Raw genomic sequence first — 16,639 nt, forward strand, 5'->3', positions numbered from 1 at the left:
GGCTGGTAGGCAAAAGCCGGGGGCGGCATCCGCTTGTTTCAATAGCGGATGGCGTCGATCACCTTCACCCGCACCGCGACCAGTGCCGGAATCAATCCGGCGAGGGCACCGACCACCGTCGCGCAGACCAGGCCGAGGATGGCCGCTTCGACCGGGAACGGCGGAAAGTCGGCGACCTGGCCCTGGCTGATGAAATTCTCAACAATCGGATTTTTCACAATGAGAACGGCGGCGATTACTCCGACAATTCCCGCAACGACGGTCGCGACGACGCTTTCCATCATGACGGCGAAGAACACCCTGCCGGCGGTCGCGCCGAAGCTGCGCCGAATGCCGATCTCGCGGATGCGCTGTTTGAGCGTGACCAGGGCGATGTTCACCAGGCCGAGCGCTCCGAGCAACAGCACAAGTCCGGCGATGGCACCGACCGTGAGCTTGAGGGACAGGTAGGGGTCACCGTTTTGGTACGCCGCGTAGTCCTGCCGGTTCACCTGAACGAAGGCATCGCTGCCGAGCGCACCCTGCACGTCGCGTTGCAGCGCGGTCACGAGCTGCTCGGACACATCAACCGGCACCCACAGTTCGTACGATGGTGGTCCGAATTGCTGCAGGTTCGGGTCCGTCACGACCGGGCTGATGGCGGTGAGGGCGTCGGCGAGCATGTACATCGCCGGTTCGGTCTCCCAGGAGAGTGACGGGTAGACACCGGTCACGACGGCCGTCGTGGTGCGCTCGCCGACCAGAGTCGTCGTCGGGTGTGTGCGCAGGTCAGGGCGACCGAGGCGGTCCCAGAAGATGGAGTTGATGAGCACGGCCGGGGCCAGCCGGGTCTGGTCGCCGTCAGTGAACCAGGTGCCCTCCTCGAGGGTGATGCGGTGCATGGTCCCGTATGGCGGGTCGACGCCGATGGTCTGCACCGGTACTGCACCGTCCGCAAATTGCACGGTCTGGCTGGTGTTGACGACCCGGCTGGCATAATCGATCTGGTACCGCTCCAACGCCGTACGCCAGATTTCGGGCATACCGGTCGGGGTCGAGCCGTCGTTCATCGAGGCCGACAGGTAGAGGCTCGCTGCACGCCCTCCCGATCGTTCGCTTTGTTCGATGGTGGCTTGTTGGGCCACCCCGCCGAGTCCGACCACGGTCGTAATGGCGCAGACGGCCACGGCCACACCGATCAGCGACAGCATGACGCGCGTCTTGTGGATGCGCACTTCCTGCCACGCCTCGATGACCGCGCCCACGAGGTTGCTCACGACGCGCTTCATGCTGGCACCGTGCTGGTGCTCTGGAGCACACCGTGGTCGAGCCGCAGGTGCCGGGTGGCGCGGGCGGCGATGGCTGGGTCGTGCGTGATGGTCACCAGGGCCGCGCCGGATTCGGTCGCGACCTGGTCGATGAGGTCCATCACCGTTTCGCCCGTTTCCAAGTCGAGTGCGCCGGTGGGTTCGTCGGCGAGAATCAGCCGGGGGCCGCGCACAAGCGCACGAGCGATCGCCACTCGCTGCTGTTCACCGCCGCTCAATCGGTCGGGCAAAGAGCCGAGTCGATCGCCGAGCCCGACCCGTTCGAGCATCTCGGTGGCGATTCTGGCCCGCTTCCAGAACTGGCGGCCCTCCGCGTAGAGCAGCGGCGTCATCACGTTTTCGAGGGCGGTGCGACCCTGCAGTAGGTTGAACTGTTGAAAAATGAAGCCGACTTCCCGGCCGCGCAGCCGGTCCCGCGCGCCGGACGATAACGACTGCACCGGGCGGTCTTCGAACAGCATGGTTCCGCTCGTGGGGTTGTCGAGCAGCCCGAGCAGGTTGAGCAGAGTGGTTTTACCCGAACCGGAACGGCCCACGATTGACACGCGGTCGCCCACATTCACCTCGAGGTCGACGCCGGAGAGAATCGTGAGCGGCGGCGCATCGATGAGTTGCACGGTGCGAGTGACACCCTCAAGGTGTAAGAGGGTCAATGGGAGATCCCGCTGCTGGAGATGCTCGGCCCAAAGCAGACTTCACTACCGTCGGGTTGCAGCTGGCAGTCCGCGCCACCGACGGAAACAGCACCCGGTACGAACTGGTTGATCAGGTCGCCCTCCACGAGTCCGTCGATGACCTGCACGTTGGTGCCGTCGGTCATGCCGAGCGTCACCGGGCGCTCTTCGGTGCCACCGTCTGGCAGTACGAACCAGACGACGCCGGTCTGGGCGGAGCCCTTGACTGCGGTGGTCGGAACGACGAGCACGTTTTCGGCCAGGCCCGCGGCGATGGTGATCTGAGCCGCCAGACCGGAGAAGACAGTCACCTCGGCCGGAACCGCGCAGGTGACGGTGGTGCCACTCGTGCCGGCCTGGCCTGCGGCCCCGCTGTCACCGCCGGCTGATTCCCCAGCCAGAGGCGTGCTGATAGTCAGCCCAGTGCAGGTGAACGGCGCCGGACCGTTAGTGATCGAAACGGATGCTTCAGTCGGCTTGCTCAGCAGCCGATACTGCTGCTCGGGGCTGAGCGCTCCGCTCACCGAGAAGCTTGGTGGCGCCACCTGGCCGGTCGCATCCCCCACGGCCACGCTCTGGCCGTGGATGACGCTGAGTGAACTCAGGACGCCGGTGATCGGGGCCAGCACCTTGGAGAAGGTGATGACCGGTTTGGGCTGGGTGACGGTGACGTTACCATCGGCATCCGCTGTTTCGACTGGGTCCTTGATCGTCTCGACTCGGATGTCGTAGATCTTGTCGTCTTTGTTCACGGTCTGGCCGACCGCTATGAAAATCTCATCGACAGTGCCGATGGCGGTGGCTTTAACGGCGACTGCCGGATCGGCGCTGACCGTGCCGGGCAGGGTCACGTCGTTGCTGATGGTGCCCAGTCCCACCGGAACCTGGGGTTCGACGATGACCCCGGTCGGTTCGGCCGGGTTGCGCTCGACCGCAGCGTCGGGATAGAACGCGAGCTTCACCAGGGCAACAGCGATGGCGGCGATGACGATGAGTCGAAGGATCGGAAAGACCCATTTGCGTGCAATGTTCACGACACTCCCCACACAGCCGACCCGACGTGGTCAAGCTCGATGGGCTGAGCCTAGCGTTACGTGGGCCTGCGTGTCGCCGTCCACCAGACGCTTCGCGGCACCCGTTGCAGCTCGTGGCACCCGTACAAACGAGTGCCACGAACGCCAAGGGGTGCCGCGACCACAAGCCGTCCGGCACGCGAGCGTTAGCGGGTGGTGCCAGCGACCTTGGGCAGCGCTCCACCGGCGGCCGCGTTGCGGTCCGGGCGGAAATTGGAAAAGTCCACGCCAGGGATGTCCCTGACCAGCGACAGTTCGTCCTCGATCTGAGCGGCTTCAGAGTCTTCGGGGCCAACCAGCGGCAAACGCACCCGCGGGCTGCCAATGCGGCCGAGGCCGTGCAGGATGTACTTGACCGCGACGGTTCCGGGAACGTGGGTCATCACGGCACGCACAAGCGGTTCCAACTGCTGGTGAGCTGCTGTGGCCACCTTCAAGTCGCCCCGATTGACGGCGTCGACCATGTGCCGATACGGGGTGGCCGTGATGTTTCCGGTGACGCCGATGAGGCCGGTGGCACCGATCGACAGATGGGCCAGCACGTTGGGGTCGTCGCCGGAGAAGTACATGAGGTCGGTCTGGTTGAGTACCCGGCTGACCTGGGCGAAATCACCCTTGGCGTCTTTGATGGCGAGGATATTGGGGTGCTTGGCCGCGCGCAGGATGGTCTCGTAGGCGATCGCGACTCCGGTGCGTCCCGGGATGTCATAGAGAATGACGGGGAGATCAGTGGCATCGGCGATCATGCGGAAGTGGGTGAGGATGCCGGCCTGGGTCGGCTTGTTGTAATACGGGGTGACGATCATGTTGCCATCCGCGCCGGCCTTCTCGCTCTGCCGAGCGAGCTGCATAGCGTGCGCGGTCTCGTTGGAGCCACCGCCGGTGATGATCTTGGCGCGGCCGTTCGCTACCGACTTGCCCACCTCGACCAGGCGGATTTTCTCCGGGTCGGTCAGCGTGCTCGTCTCACCGGTCGTACCGGTGACGACGATGCCGTCGGCGCCGGCGTTGATGACGTCGTCGATGTGCTTCTCCACCCCGGCCCAGTCCACTTCGCCATCAAAGGTAAACGGAGTGACCAGTGCGACCAGCACCTGGCCAAAGGGATTCGTAGAGGTAGACACGAGGTACAGGCTACCTGCACCTTAGGGTCGCCCGCTCAGGTCACCGTCACCGGGATGACCTTGGTGGCCAGGACCGCGCCCGTGATCCAGTGGTAGAGATCGACGGTGAGTCGGTATTGTCCGGGCGTTGGTGGGCGAAGCAACACGTCGAAGCGTTCGGCCGCGCCGAAGTCGATCATACTCGTCATGAGCGGATTACCGACAGCGCCAGTCGGCGGTGAAGCGCCCAAGCTGGAGGTGTCTCTGTAAGGTCGTCCGTCGTGGGCGATCAGCTCCGCCATCGCCACCGGCTTTCCCGCGGCGGTGGTGAAGCTCATGTGCACCGGGAAGTTGTTCGCGTTGATCAGCCGAAGCAGCGTCGGTTTGCGGGAACCTCCCCCGGCGTTGGCTCGGATGGCCTTCAGTTGCCACGGTCCCTCCCTTTTTGGGCCACGGGCCAATTCGCCGCCGAGCAGGTAGAAGTGGCGTGGCTCGTACCGGTCAAGGCCGACGTCCTCGCCGGACAACCCGGCCGCGTGGTTCATCTGGTGCCAACGCGTGTCCACCGCGTAGGCGGCCAGTACCGTCTCGGAAGCCAGGTCGTATTCCGGGCCGTCCACGAATGCGCGGCGGGTGATTCCCGGCTCGACCGGATAATCGGGGTGCACGATCGGGTCGACGATCAGGCCACCGAACATGCCCATTTGCACGTGCAATGGGGTGTTGACGTGGCAGTGGTAGAAGTAGGTGCCGGCCGAACCGAAATTGGGATCTCCCGGGCGGCCACGCTCCGGTTGCCACTGATAGGTGTATTCCCCGGATACTTCAAAGGAGGTGTGCCCGACGCCGTCGTTTCGCGGATCCGGTTCGATGCCATGCCAGTGCACGGTGTGCACGCGCTTGCTGGGGTGGATCGTGGCGTGGAATATCTCTCCCTCGGTCATCCGTAGTAGCGGCGACGGCAGCACTCGCCCAGAATCCTTCGTTTCGAAAGCCCAGATTTCGTGCTCGGCGCCGTCGTCGAAGGTCATTTTGTCGTTGAAGAAGTCGAGCTCGACGGCCCGGTCTGGCTTTTGCAGAAATTCGGTTGCGGGGCTCCCCTCGTGAATCTGATCCGAGCTAAATTCCACCTGACTCCGGTACAGGTGGTGTGCTTCCTCGCTCATGGCGCCTCTTTCTGAGCAGCGGGCGGGGGAACCGCCACCGGGGCCGCGATGGTCCAGCCCGCGACGAGACCGCCCGGATACATGCCGCCCGCCGCTACCTGGGAGGTCTCGGCATGGCAGTGCATCGGATAGTGCCAGGGGGTGCTTCGCGCGTTCCACACGGGATCGATGACATCCGGCGGACGCCGGACCGGCAGGACGCAATCTTTGCGCTCCAGGGGGTGCATCTCCACCGTGTCCTCCCAGTGCTGCAGGAACACATTGCCGTTTGCATCCACCGTGCCGCCGGAACGCGGGAGCACCTTTCCGTTGATGGCGACGGTCCAGACGTGATTGCCGTGAAAGTGGAGCTGATGAATGGCGATGCCGGTATTAACGGCGCGCATGAGTTGCCCGGTGCGTCCGGCACCGGCCGTGACACCCTGGCTGAAATCGCGCACGTCGACCTGGCGGGCGGATCCGCTCATCAGCGTCTCCTCCTCCCTGATGTGGTTGGCCGACAGGTCGGTAGAGATTCCGAGGGATTGATACCCGCTACGCCCGTTTAAGGTGAAGTAGCGCGGATACGCCGGGGTTACTTTCGGGTCGACGGTGTCGCCCCGCGACGCGATCCGTGCCCACGCCGGGTCGACGTCGTGGAGTATCCACAGCCATTGCCGCTCGAATTCCGGACCCGATGGAGCCGATTGCCATTTGTTCGTCGTGTTCGTCACCAGCAAGGCACCAGCCAGACCCAGCGTGCGCTCGACCGGATCCGCGGCCGGGTCATCCGGACGTTTCCCCGGGTCACAGAAGACGTAGCTGCCGGGAGGTGGTGCCGGGAATTCGAGCAGCACCGACCGGCCGGGCCGGATCTTGCCGGTACTTCGGTGCTTGCCGCCGGAACCGGCGCCGACGAACATGAGCTCGTGTTCCTGTGCGAGATTGTTGTGCACACGCACGCTCACGACGCTACCGGCCTCGGCGATCAGGGTGCGTTCTGGGAAATAGCTCGCCCAGTACTTGCGGCGAACCAGATAATGCCCCGGGTTCGCGGGATCCGTGAAGGCGGGCGTCGGTCGCCCGAGCGGCGGCAGGGGCGCTCCCAGCGGATAGCTGCGACTCGGAACCAGGCGCCCTGCGGCGGTGAAAACCTGCGGGCTGAGGGTGAGACTCGGAGCCGGGTCTTTCACCGAGGTCGCACGGTTCCCGAAGCCGCGGTGATAGACCAGGGCCCCGTCCACCATCGGCAGGAAACCCTCATTTATATAAACATTCAGGGTTGTCATGATTGCGCCGCAGCCGGGAATTGAGGCACCGTCAGGGTGTGCTGTGCGTCGTGCGGCGCATCCGTGAACTCAACGAAAAATTCGGTTGCATCCGAGGGCGCCAGATAACTGACCCACAGCCTTTCGACTTCTCCTGCTCGGATCGGTCCCGGATCGCGACTGGCGTCGTTGGGTGTGATGGTCGGGCCGTTCACGAGTCGCAGCCGCAACTGGCCGGGCGAAAACAGCATCGGCAGCGCCGTGCCGTTGAGCACCTCGACTTCGAGAACCACAACGCCGCCCCAGGTGAGATTTGCCGGCTGTGGAAACGGCGACGCCGGGGAGACGCCCCCGTCGCTAGGCCCACTGCCGGAGTGGCCGTCGGAATGGCCGCCATCTGACTGGCCACCGAGGGTGGACTCGCCCAGCACTGCTATCGGAACACCGTCCGAAATTGCCGCCGGTCCAGCGGCCAAGGACGGCGCTGCCGGGGCACCCAGGAGTTCCACCGCAGACAGGGTGGCAAACGCCTCCGGTCCAGCGACTGAACGCAATGAGGACAGTCCGTCCGTGCTTAGGCGCGGACCGCGCCCGGCTCGGACGACTCGAACCGTCCACGGGAGCGCGGGCTCGAGCAGACCCGGCGCGCGTTCGGCAGCCGACAAGCCGTAGCCGGCCGCCGTGATGACAGCGGCGCTGCCACCGACGACCACAATGAACTGCCTGCGCGAAAATACCGGCCCAGCTCGGTCGGGTGCGGCGCCGTTGGCTGCCGCGTCCACTCCTTGTTCGAACATTCGTTGCCCCTGCCTGCCTGAACCGTGCGTTCAGACTGGTCAGGCGACCTTGGGAAAACCTTGGGGACTCGCGCAGTTACGGCGAAACCCGGCCGTTTTTGTTGAAGGCTTCGTACGTGAGGGGCATGAGCTTTTTAAAGTGGATTTCCATCTGCTCGGCGCACATTTCGATCTCGCGCTGGGGGAACGACGGAAATGACGAGCCCTCGCGCTTGGTACGCAGGCTAAGAAAGTTCATCAGTGAGCGCGCGTTGAGCGTGACGTACATCGAGGAGTAGATGTTCAGCGGCAGCACGATCCGGGCGACTTCGCGCGCGACGCCGGCTTCGAGCATCCGCTGGTAGGCCTCGTAGGCGTGGATCGCGGCGGCGCGGGTCTGCTGTTGCACCAGCGCGATCTGCTCGGCCGTGCCGGGCAGAAAGTCGTAGGCTCCCGGCTTGCCGACCTGCACCAGGTTGCGTTCGGCGGACGGCACATAAAATACCGGGCCCAGCTCCCGGTAGCGGCCCGACTCTTCGTTGTAGCTGGCGATGCGGTGCCGCATGAACTCGCGGAACACGAAAATGGGCGCGCGCACGTAGAACGTCATTGAGTTGTGTTCGAACGGCGAGCCGTGCCGGTCGCGCATGAGGTAGTTGATCAGCCCTCGGTCGCGCTTCTCGTCGACCTCGCTCTCTGAACCGTCGAGCTGACTCTGTTCCAGGGTCTGCTCCCCCAGGGTCGACACCCTGGCAGCAAACAGCACATCGGAGTCGTGGGCGCTCGCGCGCACCAACTCCACGGTCATTTCAGATCGAAACTCAATTTCAGACACTGACACAGGCTAGCCGGTCTGTCGGGCGGCGCGCCCGCGCGCAGTCGTAATGTCTCGTCACAGTCCCCCGAACGGGACTGCGCGCACGTACCGTTGACATTATGAACCCACTCGAAGCGATCGGACTCCTGTTCGCCCTGTTGGCTGCCACGACCGTTCTTGGCCTTGTTTGGCGAGCCCGTCAAGGACGAGTGGCTCGTTTTTCCGGCGACGTCATCATTGCAGCGGATGTTGCCGCCACGGTCGCCTTCGGCCCTGCCGCCACCCTGCTGCAGTTTTCGACCGAATTGTGCGCTCGCTGCCCGGGTACCCGCCGTCTGCTGGGCGCTATCGCCGAGCAACGCCCGGGGGTGGTTCACGTGGAAGTGGATCTCACCCACCGCCCCGATCTCGCCAACCGGTACGCCGTTCTGCAAACCCCGACGACCCTGATTCTGGACGGGTCCGGTCGGGTGCGGGCCCGCGTGGGCGGCGCTCCCACTCGGGCCGACGTTGGCGCGACCCTTGATTCGATCACGCAGAACACCACACTCGGGAGCTCTCATGTCTAAGACACCTCGCGCCCGGCTCGATCCGCGCGGACCCCGATTCGGGGCAGGTCTGACGGCCGTGCTGTTGCTCATGGTGGTGTTCCTATCGCTTACCGGGGCATCCGCTGCCGCGCTGGTACTGCTAGCAGCAATAACCGCGTTATTCGCGTGGGGTGCATTGGCCGGCGCCGGTCGGCATCCGTACGGCGCCCTGTTCAAGAAATTCGTGCGGCCGCGCCTCGCCCCGCCGACTGAACTCGAAGACGCGGCCCCGCCCACTTTCGCGCAGGGCGTTGGCCTGGCCGTGACCTTGGTCGGACTCATTCTGGGCTTGGCCGGTGTACCGGGCGCTGTCGGAATCGCTGCGGCCGCGGCGTTCGTCGCTGCCTTTCTGAATGCGGTCTTCGACTACTGCCTCGGCTGCCAGATCTACCTGTTTCTTCTTCGATCCGGCGTGCTCAACCGCGGTGGTCGAACCGTCGAGAACGTCTGATCAGCTCTCTCCGACCCGACCGGCAGATCCGATCTCGCGCTGCCTTCACGTGTCGGCTGGCTCTCAGGCATTTCCCAGACGGGAGGTGTTCGCGGTGCAGGTCGGCCAGTTAGGGTGGAAGCCAATCACCTGGAGGTAACACCATGCCCACGACGCTCACGAGTGAAGCAACCTCAGTATGGACCGGCGATCTTTCGACCGGCACCGGCACCGTCACCCTCGACTCCTCGCACGCCGCCGAATTCTCGGTGAACTGGAAGGCCCGCGCTGAGGGAGTGTCGAAGACGACTAACCCGGAGGAACTGCTCGGCGCCGCCCACGCCGCCTGCTTCTCCATGGCACTCGCCAACGCCCTCGCTTCGGCCGGCCACACTCCGGAGAGCATCCAGGCCACCGCCGCCGTGACTTTTGCGGCCGGCACCGGGGTTATCGGAAGCCACCTGCTGGTCAGCGCCAAGATTCCCGGCCTGACCGAAGCTGAGTTCGAGGTGTTCGCCCAAGACGCCAAGGACAACTGCCCGATCTCTAAAGCACTCGCGGGCATCCCCATCACCATCGAGGCAGAACTGGCCTAGGGCACCGACGTGCGCGTTCTGATCGCCGGAGCGTCCGGCCTCATCGGCCGGGAACTCAGCCGGCAGCTGGCCGCGGCCGGCCACACTCCCGTGCGATTGGTACGGCGGGAGGCCCTTGGCAAGAACGAGATTCGGTGGGACCCGGCTGCCCATGCCCTGGACGCTCACGTTCTGGATGACATCGATGCTGTCGTCAACCTGTCGGGCGCGTCACTGGCGCGACTGCCGTGGACGTCGGGCTATCGCAAGGAAATCCTGAGCTCGCGCCTTGCCGCCACCCGCACGATCACCGACGCGCTCAGGCAGGCCGCCACTCCCCCGACTGTTTTGCTCAACGGTTCCGCCGTGGGCGTGTACGGCAATCGCCCCGGGGAGATCCTGAGCGAGACGTCCACGGTCGGGACCGATTTTCTGGCCGATGTCGTCAACCAATGGGAGGCTGCAGCCCGGCTCGCTCCGGAACCGACCCGGGTTGTCACGTTACGCACCGGCCTCGTACTCGCCAAGGGCGGCGCACTGAAACCGCTGCTGCCCCTGGCCAAACTCGGTCTCGCGGGACCACTCGGCGGCGGGAATCAGCATTGGGCCTGGGTGAGCCTGCACGACGAGGCTGCGGCCATCCTTCATCTGCTCACCTCGACGCTCTCCGGCCCGGTCAACCTCGTCGGGCCATCCGCGGCTACGTCGAACGACATCATCAAGGCGCTCACCACGGCGCTGCACCGACCGTTTTTCCTGCCGGTGCCCGAGCAGGTCTTGACACTACTGCTCCAGGACGCCGCCCGCCAACTGCTACTCGCCGACCAGCAGGTGAGTGCCCAGAAACTTTTGGACGACGGGTTCGAGTTTGCTCACCGTACGCCAGCTACCGCGATCGCCTGGATGCTCCGGCAGCCGTAGCCCGCGGCTACTTCGGGTTGCGCTCGAGGCTGATCGCGGTGCGGATCGCCCCGCGAGCGCGCTTGCGATCGCCGGAGGCGTCGTAGGCGAGGCCGAGGCGGAGCCAGGCGTGCCAGTTCTCTGGCTCGGCTTCTACCGCGGCCTGCGCCGCCGGGAACTGCTCGTCGGCAGCGTCCCGGTATGGCCGGCCGCTCGGTCGCACCGGCACGTCGGCGGCGGGCAGGCCGCCCTGCTCATCGAGCTCACGTACCAGGCGTTCCGAGCGGATGCCGAAAGCCACTTCGCGCGCCAGCGCCCAGAAACCGATCAGCGGCAGGAGGAGAAGGGCAAGGCCGATGGCGATGCCGACCGGTTCCCCGCTCTGAATGAAGAGCACCGCTCGTACGCCGACCAACACCAGGTAGAAGACGAGCAGAGCCGCCATGACAACGACAGCGATCTTGCCCTTCACTTGGAGGCTCCTTCGCTGGCAGCCGTAACGAATCCCAGGTCGACGATCTGGTCGAGGCCGACCGTCACACCTCTAATGGTTCGTGCGGCCTCGAGTGCGAGCAGGATGCCACTCTCATAGGCGCTCGGTGACAGGGTGTTGTGGCTGATCGTGAGGGTTTCGCCCGTGCCGCCGAGAAGGACGTCTTGCCGGGCAAGTAGGCCGGACAGGCGCAGGCTGTGCACGGGAACGCTCGCGACCTGCTGGCCGCGGGCACGCTGATCCGTGTGCGGCGCGGAGACCGGTCCGAGTGCAGCGCGCGCCCGGCCGATCAGTTCGGCGGTTCGCACCGCCGTGCCCGATGGTGAATCAACCTTCGACGGCTGATGAGCTTCGACAATCTCGATGGAGTCGTAGAACCGCGCAGCCAGGGCGGCGAAGGCCGTGGCGAGCACCGATCCGATCGAGAAATTCGGAATGATGATCACGCCGGTGTCGTCCCGGCCGGCGAGGCGTCGGGCGAGAGAATCGATATCTTCCTGGGTCCAGCCCGAAGTGCCGACGAGCACCCGCAAACCGTGCTCGGTCGCAAAATCGACGACGCTACGGCTCACGTCGGGCCGGGTCAGGTCGATGGCGACCTGCGCCCCAAGCATCTCGTTCAGCTCACTGTGGGAATCGAGGCGGGCAACAACCTCGAAGCCCTCGGTTCGGTCGATCAGGTCGGAAACCAGACGGCCCATCTTGCCCGTCGCTCCAATAATGGCCACCGTCGTTGTCATAAAACCAATCTACCAATTGATCGCGTCAGCACGTGCCCGCGCAATAACCTAGGCAGATGCCCCAGTTTCACGCCGTCTCGGTAGCGGACGCCGCCGCCCTCGCCCTGCTGACCGAATACTTCCGCAGCCCCGAGCTGTCGTTTCGACAGTCCCACGGCAGTTACCACCCGACCTATCCAGTCGCGGAGCAATTCGTGCCGCCGCGGGGCGTGTTCCTCGTGGTACTCGATGGCCAGGCCGGAGATGACTCTGGCGGCGCGTATGTCGGGTGCGGAGGCATCCGGCGATTGGAGAACGCCGAGAGCGAACCGGTCTGCTTCGAGGTCAAACATTTGTGGATCCAGCCGCGCGCCCGCGGGCGCGGCTGGGGGCGAATGTTGTTGGCCGAGCTCGAGAGCCGGGCGCGCGACCTGGGCGCCGCCGAAATGGTGCTCGACACGAACGCGAGCCTGTCCACGGCCGGGGCGCTCTATCACAGCACCGGGTATGAGAGCACTCCCTCGTATAACGACAACCCCAATGCGACACACTGGTATCGCAAACGGCTCAGCACGAACTAACTACAGCGCAAACTAACTACTGCCCGCTCGTGAGGCTTTAGAACATCAGCGGTTCCGGCAGCCCGGTACGCAGCTCGACCGGCAAGTGGCCGAGGTCGTTGTGGGTGACGAGCGTCCACGGTCGGCCTGGTTTTTGCTGCAGCACGGTGAGACCACAATTGGCCTGATTGATTCCGACCCAGCGCCAGTCGGGAGCTCCGAGCACCTCCCGAACAAACCACGCGATTACGAAATTGTGGGTGATCAGCAGGTCGTGCCGCTGGCTGCGGCGCGGTTGCAGAAATTCAGCGACGGCGTCTTCCATCTGTGCACGTCCCGCCGCGATCTCGTCTTCGGTGACCGAACCGAAAAACGGGTCGTAGGCCGACGGTGTCTCGGCCGCCCGGCCAGAGGGAATGCAGTCGAACAGCAGTGCCGACGGCTCGCTGTGCAGCGCTGGAAGGCGTTCCGCCATAATGGTGGCGGTTTCGGCGGCCCGCTGCAGCGGCGAGTGCCAGGCGCCTGTGAACGGAACCCCACTCAGACGATCGGCGATCAGCAGCGCCTGGCGTTTGCCGCGCGGCGATAAGGGGCCGTCGTGCAGGCCGTGTTCGGCATCCTGTTGTTCGCCGTGGCGTACCAGGTAGATGTACTGGGGCATCATCGTCCATTTCGAAGTTCGGAACCCGGCCAGGCGGGATGGTGCAGAAGCGAATAACGGCCGGTCAGCCCGGAAGGATGGCCGCGAACGCGTCGTCTTCCAAGGCTCCGACCGCTGAGATCGACACCGAGCCGCTCGCCAGTTCCGCTGCCAGTTCCTGCACGTCTGTCGCGGTAACCAGCGCGAGGCGGCGCAGCGCTTCGTCGAGATCGGCGAACTCGCCGAGGGTTATCTCGGACCGACCCAGCCGAGACATTCGGGTGTCCGAGTCTTCCAAAGCGAGGGCCGACGCTCCACTCAGCTGGCCAGACGCCCGCCGCATCTCGTCGTCGGTGACACCGCCATCGGCGAGGCGGTGCAGCTCGCTGAGCATGAGTTCGGCGACCTGGCCGGCCTTGGCCGGCGTGCATCCGGCATACATACCGAACAGTCCCGCATCCGAGTAGCCGGGCGCGAATGAGTAGACCGAATAGGCCAGTCCGCGCTTCTCCCGCACTTCATGAAAAAGCCGGCTCGACATTCCCCCGCCAAATATCGACGTGAGCACGCTCATCGTGACGCGGCGGTCGTCGGTCGCCAGCAGGCCGGGCATACCGAGCAGCAGGTTCGCCTGTTCCAGCGGGCGTTTGACGATGGTCAGGGCTCGGCCCTGGTGGATCTCGGCTGGTACGCCGCCCCGACGGCTGACCGGGGTTTGGGGAATACTGAGGTCCCAGCCGGAACGTTCGAGGGCTCGGGTAACGGCGGCGACCAGCGAGTCGTGGTCGACGGCGCCGGCGACCGTGACGACGAGGTCTTGCGGGCGATAGTTGGCCTGGTAGTGCTCCCACACTGCCGTGCGGGACGCACCACGAATGTCGTCGGCGCTGCCGCCGATGGGACGGCCGAGCGGATGCTTCCCCAGGACCGCTTCGAAGAATCGCTCATTGGCGACGTCTGCCGGGTCGTCGTCAGCCATGGCGAGTTCCTCGAGAATGACGCCGCGCTCGGTTTCGAATTCACCGGCATCCAGTTTTGAGGAGGTCAGCATGTCGGTGAGAACATCAATGGCCATACCGAGGTCGCGGTCTTGCACCTTGGCGTAGTAGCAGGTGTATTCCTTTGCGGTCATAGCGTTGTGCTCGCCGCCCACCGCGTCAAAAGAGATGGCAATGTCGAGAGCGGATCGCGTCGGCGTGCCCTTGAACAACAGGTGCTCGAGAAAGTGAGTGGAGCCGAAGTGACCCGGTTGTTCGTCGCGGGAACCGACGGCGACCCAGTAGCCGATGGTGAGGCTGCGGGCACCCGGCACCTGCTCACTCAGGATGCGCACGCCGCTCGGCAGAACGGTGCGACGCACCAGGGCATCACCGGCGGCCCGAAACGAGAGTTCGGCCTGGTCTAGGGGAAAGTCGACGGCACCGTTCATATCATCAACAACCTTACAAGACACGATCGGAGCTACCGGCTCCCGCATTCGAACTCGCCAAGCTACCCCCAGTTTGGCCGGAACGGTCCGTGCGGTCGATTACACCAGACTGGTCTGTCTACGGTGTGTTACAGTCTGGAAGCCGACCGGGAAAACACCGGATTTGCGTTCATGCGGGACCGCTCGCGGACCCTCAACAAAGGAGTGACGCATGACTACGCTGACAGTTGACGCCGTTCGACCGGCGACGCACGCCAAGCTGCGTATCCTCGCCACTGCCGACCGTTTGTTCTATACCGAGGGCGTACACACCGTAGGTGTGGACCGCATTATCAGCGAGTCGAAGGTCACCAAGGCAACCTTCTACAAGTACTACCGTTCGAAGGACGCCCTCATCGTTGTGTACCTTCAGAGCCGGGACCGTTTGGCGCGCGATTTTCTCGCCAGCCTCGACTCGCATTGTGACACCCCGGAACAGCGGCTGCGCGGCGTCGTCAATGAGATCTCCGCCCAGGTCATTCGCGGAGGCTTCCACGGCTGCCCGTTTATCAACGCCGCCGCACAGTTCACCGACCCGGCCCACCCAGTGCGCCAGGCCGTCTCTGCACATCGCGACTGGTACGGTCGATCGATCGAGGACATGTTCCGCGGGATGGGCCATGCCCGGCCCGGAGACGCCGCCGACGATTTTTTTCTGGCCCGCGATGGTGCCTTTGCCGGTGCAAATCTCGGCGACCCGATCGGCGCCCACACTGCCCTGTTGCGCGCTATCCAGCGCGTGCTCGGCGAATCCGGCGCCTAACCAACTTTTAGTCGGCCGACACCCGGTCGAGATCGAGCAGGTCATTGCGGCCGAGGCGGATGCTCGCCGCCGCGACCAGAGACTGCACCTGATCGGCCTCGCCTGCGCCGGCGACCGGCGCCACCACGTCGGGCCGGGCCAGCAGCCAGGCCAGGGCGATCGACGCCGGCGCTACGCCCTGTGCGGCGGCGATACGGTCGACCACGGCCAGTACCCGCAGCGAACGACGATTGAGGTACACCTTGGCGAGTTGTCCGCGGGCGGTGCCGGCGACATCCGCCTTGGTACGAAAAGCACCGGCCAGAAAACCGTGGGCCAGGGCAAAGCCGGGCATCAGCGCCAGATTCTGGGCGCGGGCCACGACCGCGACGTCTTTTTCGAGTTCGGCGCGATGCACGAGGTTGTACGGCGTTTCGGCGGCGACGAACTTGGGCAGGCCGAGGGCGGACAGCACCCTGGCTTCCATAAGGCGTTCCGCGGTGAAGTTGCTTGCCCCGAGATAACGCACCTTGCCGGCGCGCATGAGGACGTCCACGGCAACGAGGCTCTCTTCGAGGGCGACGGTTTTGTCGTCGAAGTGAAAGTAGAGCAGGTCAAGGTAGTCGGTGCCGAGCCGAATGAGGCTGGCTTCGACGGCGGCGACAATACTGCGCTGGGTCAGTCCGGGATTGTCGAGATTCCGGCCGATTTTGGTGGCCAGAACAGTCTCGGCCCGAGCACCTCGAGAACGCAGCCACGAACCGATAATTACTTCGCTGCGCCCGGCCGCGAAGCTGTCAGCGGTGTCGAGAAAGTTGCCGCCGCAGTCGCGGTGCGCGTCGAGAATGGCTTTGGACGCTTCACCCGTGGCCGTCCAGCCGAAGGCGTTGCAGCCGAGGGCCAGTGGATGCACGCGCAGCTCGGTTCCCGCAATCTGCCGGAGAACCGGGCTCGCACCGACCGTGGTCTCGGCCTGGTCGGTTTCGGCCAGCCGCGAACGGTCGACCGACATCGCATCGAGCGAAGACGAGACCACCTGTCGGGGCATTGCGTCCTCCTCCAGGGGTGCTCGCCGGACCATTCGTTTCTGCCGGGTTTTCTCTTGGTAAATTGCTCTTGGCCCGACCTTAGGCGAGGCCACCGACATTTCGCGGCGGCACGCTAAACCGTTACCAAAATGTACGTCCGTGGCGGCCAAATAGGAGGCAGTAGCTGTCGGCTGCCAGTTGACACGTTCTTGATTTGTTAGACTGGTAGTTGCGCGAAAACTGGGCTGCCTGTGCGGGTGCACATCCGCCCTGGGCCGCCTGCCATCGAATAGAAAATCGGTCGGTCGGCGAGGTATCCTGCCCGAATCAG

Annotated in this window: 19 protein-coding genes; 6 read left to right on the plus strand and 13 right to left on the minus strand. The window is 64.7% G+C overall.

The features are described from left to right. Window positions 1-38: 38 nt before the first annotated feature. From E3T39_RS10040 to thyX, 8 genes are all read right to left on the minus strand, one after another. The gene (locus E3T39_RS10040) at window positions 39-1,268 is read right to left on the minus strand and encodes an ABC transporter permease (RefSeq protein ID WP_134514917.1); all 1,230 of its coding nucleotides are present in this window, start codon (window positions 1,266-1,268) and stop codon (window positions 39-41) included. Then, window positions 1,265-1,960 carry an ABC transporter ATP-binding protein gene (locus E3T39_RS10045; RefSeq protein WP_134514919.1) on the minus strand — a complete coding sequence of 232 codons (696 nt, stop codon included), beginning with the start codon at window positions 1,958-1,960 and terminating at the stop codon, window positions 1,265-1,267. Before E3T39_RS10045 ends, E3T39_RS10040 begins: the two co-directional genes overlap by 4 nt. Then, entirely contained in the window at window positions 1,957-3,015 is a 1,059-nt protein-coding gene (locus E3T39_RS10050; RefSeq protein ID WP_174845115.1) for an efflux RND transporter periplasmic adaptor subunit, read from the minus strand. The genes E3T39_RS10045 and E3T39_RS10050 overlap by 4 nt, the downstream gene beginning before the upstream one ends. A 185-nt stretch (window positions 3,016-3,200) precedes the next feature. After that, window positions 3,201-4,178 carry a 4-hydroxy-tetrahydrodipicolinate synthase gene (gene dapA / locus E3T39_RS10055; RefSeq protein WP_134514921.1) on the minus strand — a complete coding sequence of 326 codons (978 nt, stop codon included), beginning with the start codon at window positions 4,176-4,178 and terminating at the stop codon, window positions 3,201-3,203. A 35-nt stretch (window positions 4,179-4,213) separates the two neighbouring features. Beyond that, on the minus strand, window positions 4,214-5,323 hold the full coding sequence (locus tag E3T39_RS16455) for a multicopper oxidase domain-containing protein (RefSeq protein ID WP_134514923.1): 1,110 nt from the start codon (window positions 5,321-5,323) through the stop codon (window positions 4,214-4,216). After that, window positions 5,320-6,591, minus strand: a complete 1,272-nt coding sequence (locus E3T39_RS16460; protein WP_241979646.1) for a cupredoxin domain-containing protein — start codon at window positions 6,589-6,591, stop codon at window positions 5,320-5,322. Before E3T39_RS16460 ends, E3T39_RS16455 begins: the two co-directional genes overlap by 4 nt. Next, complete coding sequence (locus E3T39_RS10070) at window positions 6,588-7,367, minus strand: hypothetical protein (protein WP_134514925.1); 780 nt, start codon at window positions 7,365-7,367, stop codon at window positions 6,588-6,590. Before E3T39_RS10070 ends, E3T39_RS16460 begins: the two co-directional genes overlap by 4 nt. Before the next feature lie 76 nt (window positions 7,368-7,443). Further along, window positions 7,444-8,154 carry an FAD-dependent thymidylate synthase gene (thyX, locus tag E3T39_RS10075; protein WP_241979685.1) on the minus strand — a complete coding sequence of 237 codons (711 nt, stop codon included), beginning with the start codon at window positions 8,152-8,154 and terminating at the stop codon, window positions 7,444-7,446. 128 nt (window positions 8,155-8,282) lie between these two features. On the opposite strand from thyX, the gene E3T39_RS10080 reads away from it, so the two are divergent. The 4 genes from E3T39_RS10080 (at window position 8,283) to E3T39_RS10095 (ending at window position 10,679) form a co-directional block, all read left to right on the plus strand. Next, on the plus strand, window positions 8,283-8,732 hold the full coding sequence (locus E3T39_RS10080) for a TlpA family protein disulfide reductase (protein WP_134514929.1): 450 nt from the start codon (window positions 8,283-8,285) through the stop codon (window positions 8,730-8,732). Beyond that, window positions 8,725-9,204, plus strand: coding sequence for a DUF4395 domain-containing protein (locus E3T39_RS10085; RefSeq protein ID WP_134514931.1), 480 nt, complete (start codon window positions 8,725-8,727; stop codon window positions 9,202-9,204). Before E3T39_RS10080 ends, E3T39_RS10085 begins: the two co-directional genes overlap by 8 nt. Window positions 9,205-9,347: 143 nt before the next feature. Further along, window positions 9,348-9,779, plus strand: a complete 432-nt coding sequence (locus tag E3T39_RS10090; protein WP_134514933.1) for an OsmC family peroxiredoxin — start codon at window positions 9,348-9,350, stop codon at window positions 9,777-9,779. Window positions 9,780-9,788: 9 nt separating this feature from the next. Beyond that, a complete protein-coding gene (locus tag E3T39_RS10095; protein ID WP_134514935.1) occupies window positions 9,789-10,679 on the plus strand; it encodes a TIGR01777 family oxidoreductase in 891 nt (296 codons plus the stop codon). 7 nt (window positions 10,680-10,686) lie between these two features. Here the strand turns inward: E3T39_RS10095 and E3T39_RS10100 are convergent, their stop codons facing one another. Both E3T39_RS10100 and dapB read right to left on the minus strand, forming a co-directional pair. Then, entirely contained in the window at window positions 10,687-11,130 is a 444-nt protein-coding gene (locus E3T39_RS10100; protein ID WP_134514937.1) for a tetratricopeptide repeat protein, read from the minus strand. Next, entirely contained in the window at window positions 11,127-11,891 is a 765-nt protein-coding gene (gene dapB, locus E3T39_RS10105) for a 4-hydroxy-tetrahydrodipicolinate reductase (RefSeq protein ID WP_134514939.1), read from the minus strand. Before dapB ends, E3T39_RS10100 begins: the two co-directional genes overlap by 4 nt. A gap of 56 nt (window positions 11,892-11,947) precedes the next feature. Here dapB and E3T39_RS10110 point away from each other — a divergent pair, with 56 nt between their 5' ends. Continuing rightward, window positions 11,948-12,451 carry a GNAT family N-acetyltransferase gene (locus E3T39_RS10110; RefSeq protein ID WP_134514941.1) on the plus strand — a complete coding sequence of 168 codons (504 nt, stop codon included), beginning with the start codon at window positions 11,948-11,950 and terminating at the stop codon, window positions 12,449-12,451. Window positions 12,452-12,488: 37 nt separating this feature from the next. Here the strand turns inward: E3T39_RS10110 and E3T39_RS10115 are convergent, their stop codons facing one another. Together E3T39_RS10115 and E3T39_RS10120 are read right to left on the minus strand one after the other, a co-directional pair. Next, a complete protein-coding gene (locus E3T39_RS10115) occupies window positions 12,489-13,091 on the minus strand; it encodes a histidine phosphatase family protein (RefSeq protein WP_134515746.1) in 603 nt (200 codons plus the stop codon). A gap of 64 nt (window positions 13,092-13,155) precedes the next feature. Further along, window positions 13,156-14,499: a M16 family metallopeptidase gene (locus E3T39_RS10120; protein ID WP_134514943.1), complete on the minus strand. Its 1,344-nt coding sequence runs from the start codon at window positions 14,497-14,499 to the stop codon at window positions 13,156-13,158. A gap of 211 nt (window positions 14,500-14,710) precedes the next feature. On the opposite strand from E3T39_RS10120, the gene E3T39_RS10125 reads away from it, so the two are divergent. Further along, window positions 14,711-15,301 carry a TetR/AcrR family transcriptional regulator gene (locus E3T39_RS10125; protein WP_134514945.1) on the plus strand — a complete coding sequence of 197 codons (591 nt, stop codon included), beginning with the start codon at window positions 14,711-14,713 and terminating at the stop codon, window positions 15,299-15,301. Window positions 15,302-15,308: 7 nt separating this feature from the next. On the opposite strand, the gene E3T39_RS10130 is transcribed toward E3T39_RS10125, so the two are convergent. Beyond that, window positions 15,309-16,328 (minus strand): aldo/keto reductase, encoded by a 1,020-nt coding sequence (locus tag E3T39_RS10130; protein ID WP_241979647.1) that lies wholly within the window; start codon window positions 16,326-16,328, stop codon window positions 15,309-15,311. Between the last annotated feature and the right edge of the window lie 311 nt (window positions 16,329-16,639).

This window comes from Cryobacterium suzukii (assembly GCF_004403185.1).
Lineage (GTDB): Bacteria > Actinomycetota > Actinomycetes > Actinomycetales > Microbacteriaceae > Cryobacterium > Cryobacterium suzukii.

What these genes read in the sequence shown, in the direction of transcription:
- E3T39_RS10090 (WP_134514933.1), top strand. Translation starts at nt 9,348, where the DNA reads ATGCCCACGACGCTCACGAGTGAAGCAACCTCAGTATGGACCGGCGAT.
- E3T39_RS16455 (WP_134514923.1), bottom strand. Translation starts at nt 5,323, where the DNA reads ATGAGCGAGGAAGCACACCACCTGTACCGGAGTCAGGTGGAATTTAGC.
- dapB (WP_134514939.1), bottom strand. Translation starts at nt 11,891, where the DNA reads ATGACAACGACGGTGGCCATTATTGGAGCGACGGGCAAGATGGGCCGT.
- E3T39_RS10085 (WP_134514931.1), top strand. Translation starts at nt 8,725, where the DNA reads ATGTCTAAGACACCTCGCGCCCGGCTCGATCCGCGCGGACCCCGATTC.
- E3T39_RS10120 (WP_134514943.1), bottom strand. Translation starts at nt 14,499, where the DNA reads ATGAACGGTGCCGTCGACTTTCCCCTAGACCAGGCCGAACTCTCGTTT.
- E3T39_RS10115 (WP_134515746.1), bottom strand. Translation starts at nt 13,091, where the DNA reads ATGCCCCAGTACATCTACCTGGTACGCCACGGCGAACAACAGGATGCC.
- thyX (WP_241979685.1), bottom strand. Translation starts at nt 8,154, where the DNA reads ATGACCGTGGAGTTGGTGCGCGCGAGCGCCCACGACTCCGATGTGCTG.
- E3T39_RS10080 (WP_134514929.1), top strand. Translation starts at nt 8,283, where the DNA reads ATGAACCCACTCGAAGCGATCGGACTCCTGTTCGCCCTGTTGGCTGCC.
- E3T39_RS16460 (WP_241979646.1), bottom strand. Translation starts at nt 6,591, where the DNA reads ATGACAACCCTGAATGTTTATATAAATGAGGGTTTCCTGCCGATGGTG.
- E3T39_RS10110 (WP_134514941.1), top strand. Translation starts at nt 11,948, where the DNA reads ATGCCCCAGTTTCACGCCGTCTCGGTAGCGGACGCCGCCGCCCTCGCC.
- E3T39_RS10130 (WP_241979647.1), bottom strand. Translation starts at nt 16,328, where the DNA reads ATGCCCCGACAGGTGGTCTCGTCTTCGCTCGATGCGATGTCGGTCGAC.
- E3T39_RS10125 (WP_134514945.1), top strand. Translation starts at nt 14,711, where the DNA reads ATGACTACGCTGACAGTTGACGCCGTTCGACCGGCGACGCACGCCAAG.
- E3T39_RS10040 (WP_134514917.1), bottom strand. Translation starts at nt 1,268, where the DNA reads ATGAAGCGCGTCGTGAGCAACCTCGTGGGCGCGGTCATCGAGGCGTGG.
- E3T39_RS10070 (WP_134514925.1), bottom strand. Translation starts at nt 7,367, where the DNA reads ATGTTCGAACAAGGAGTGGACGCGGCAGCCAACGGCGCCGCACCCGAC.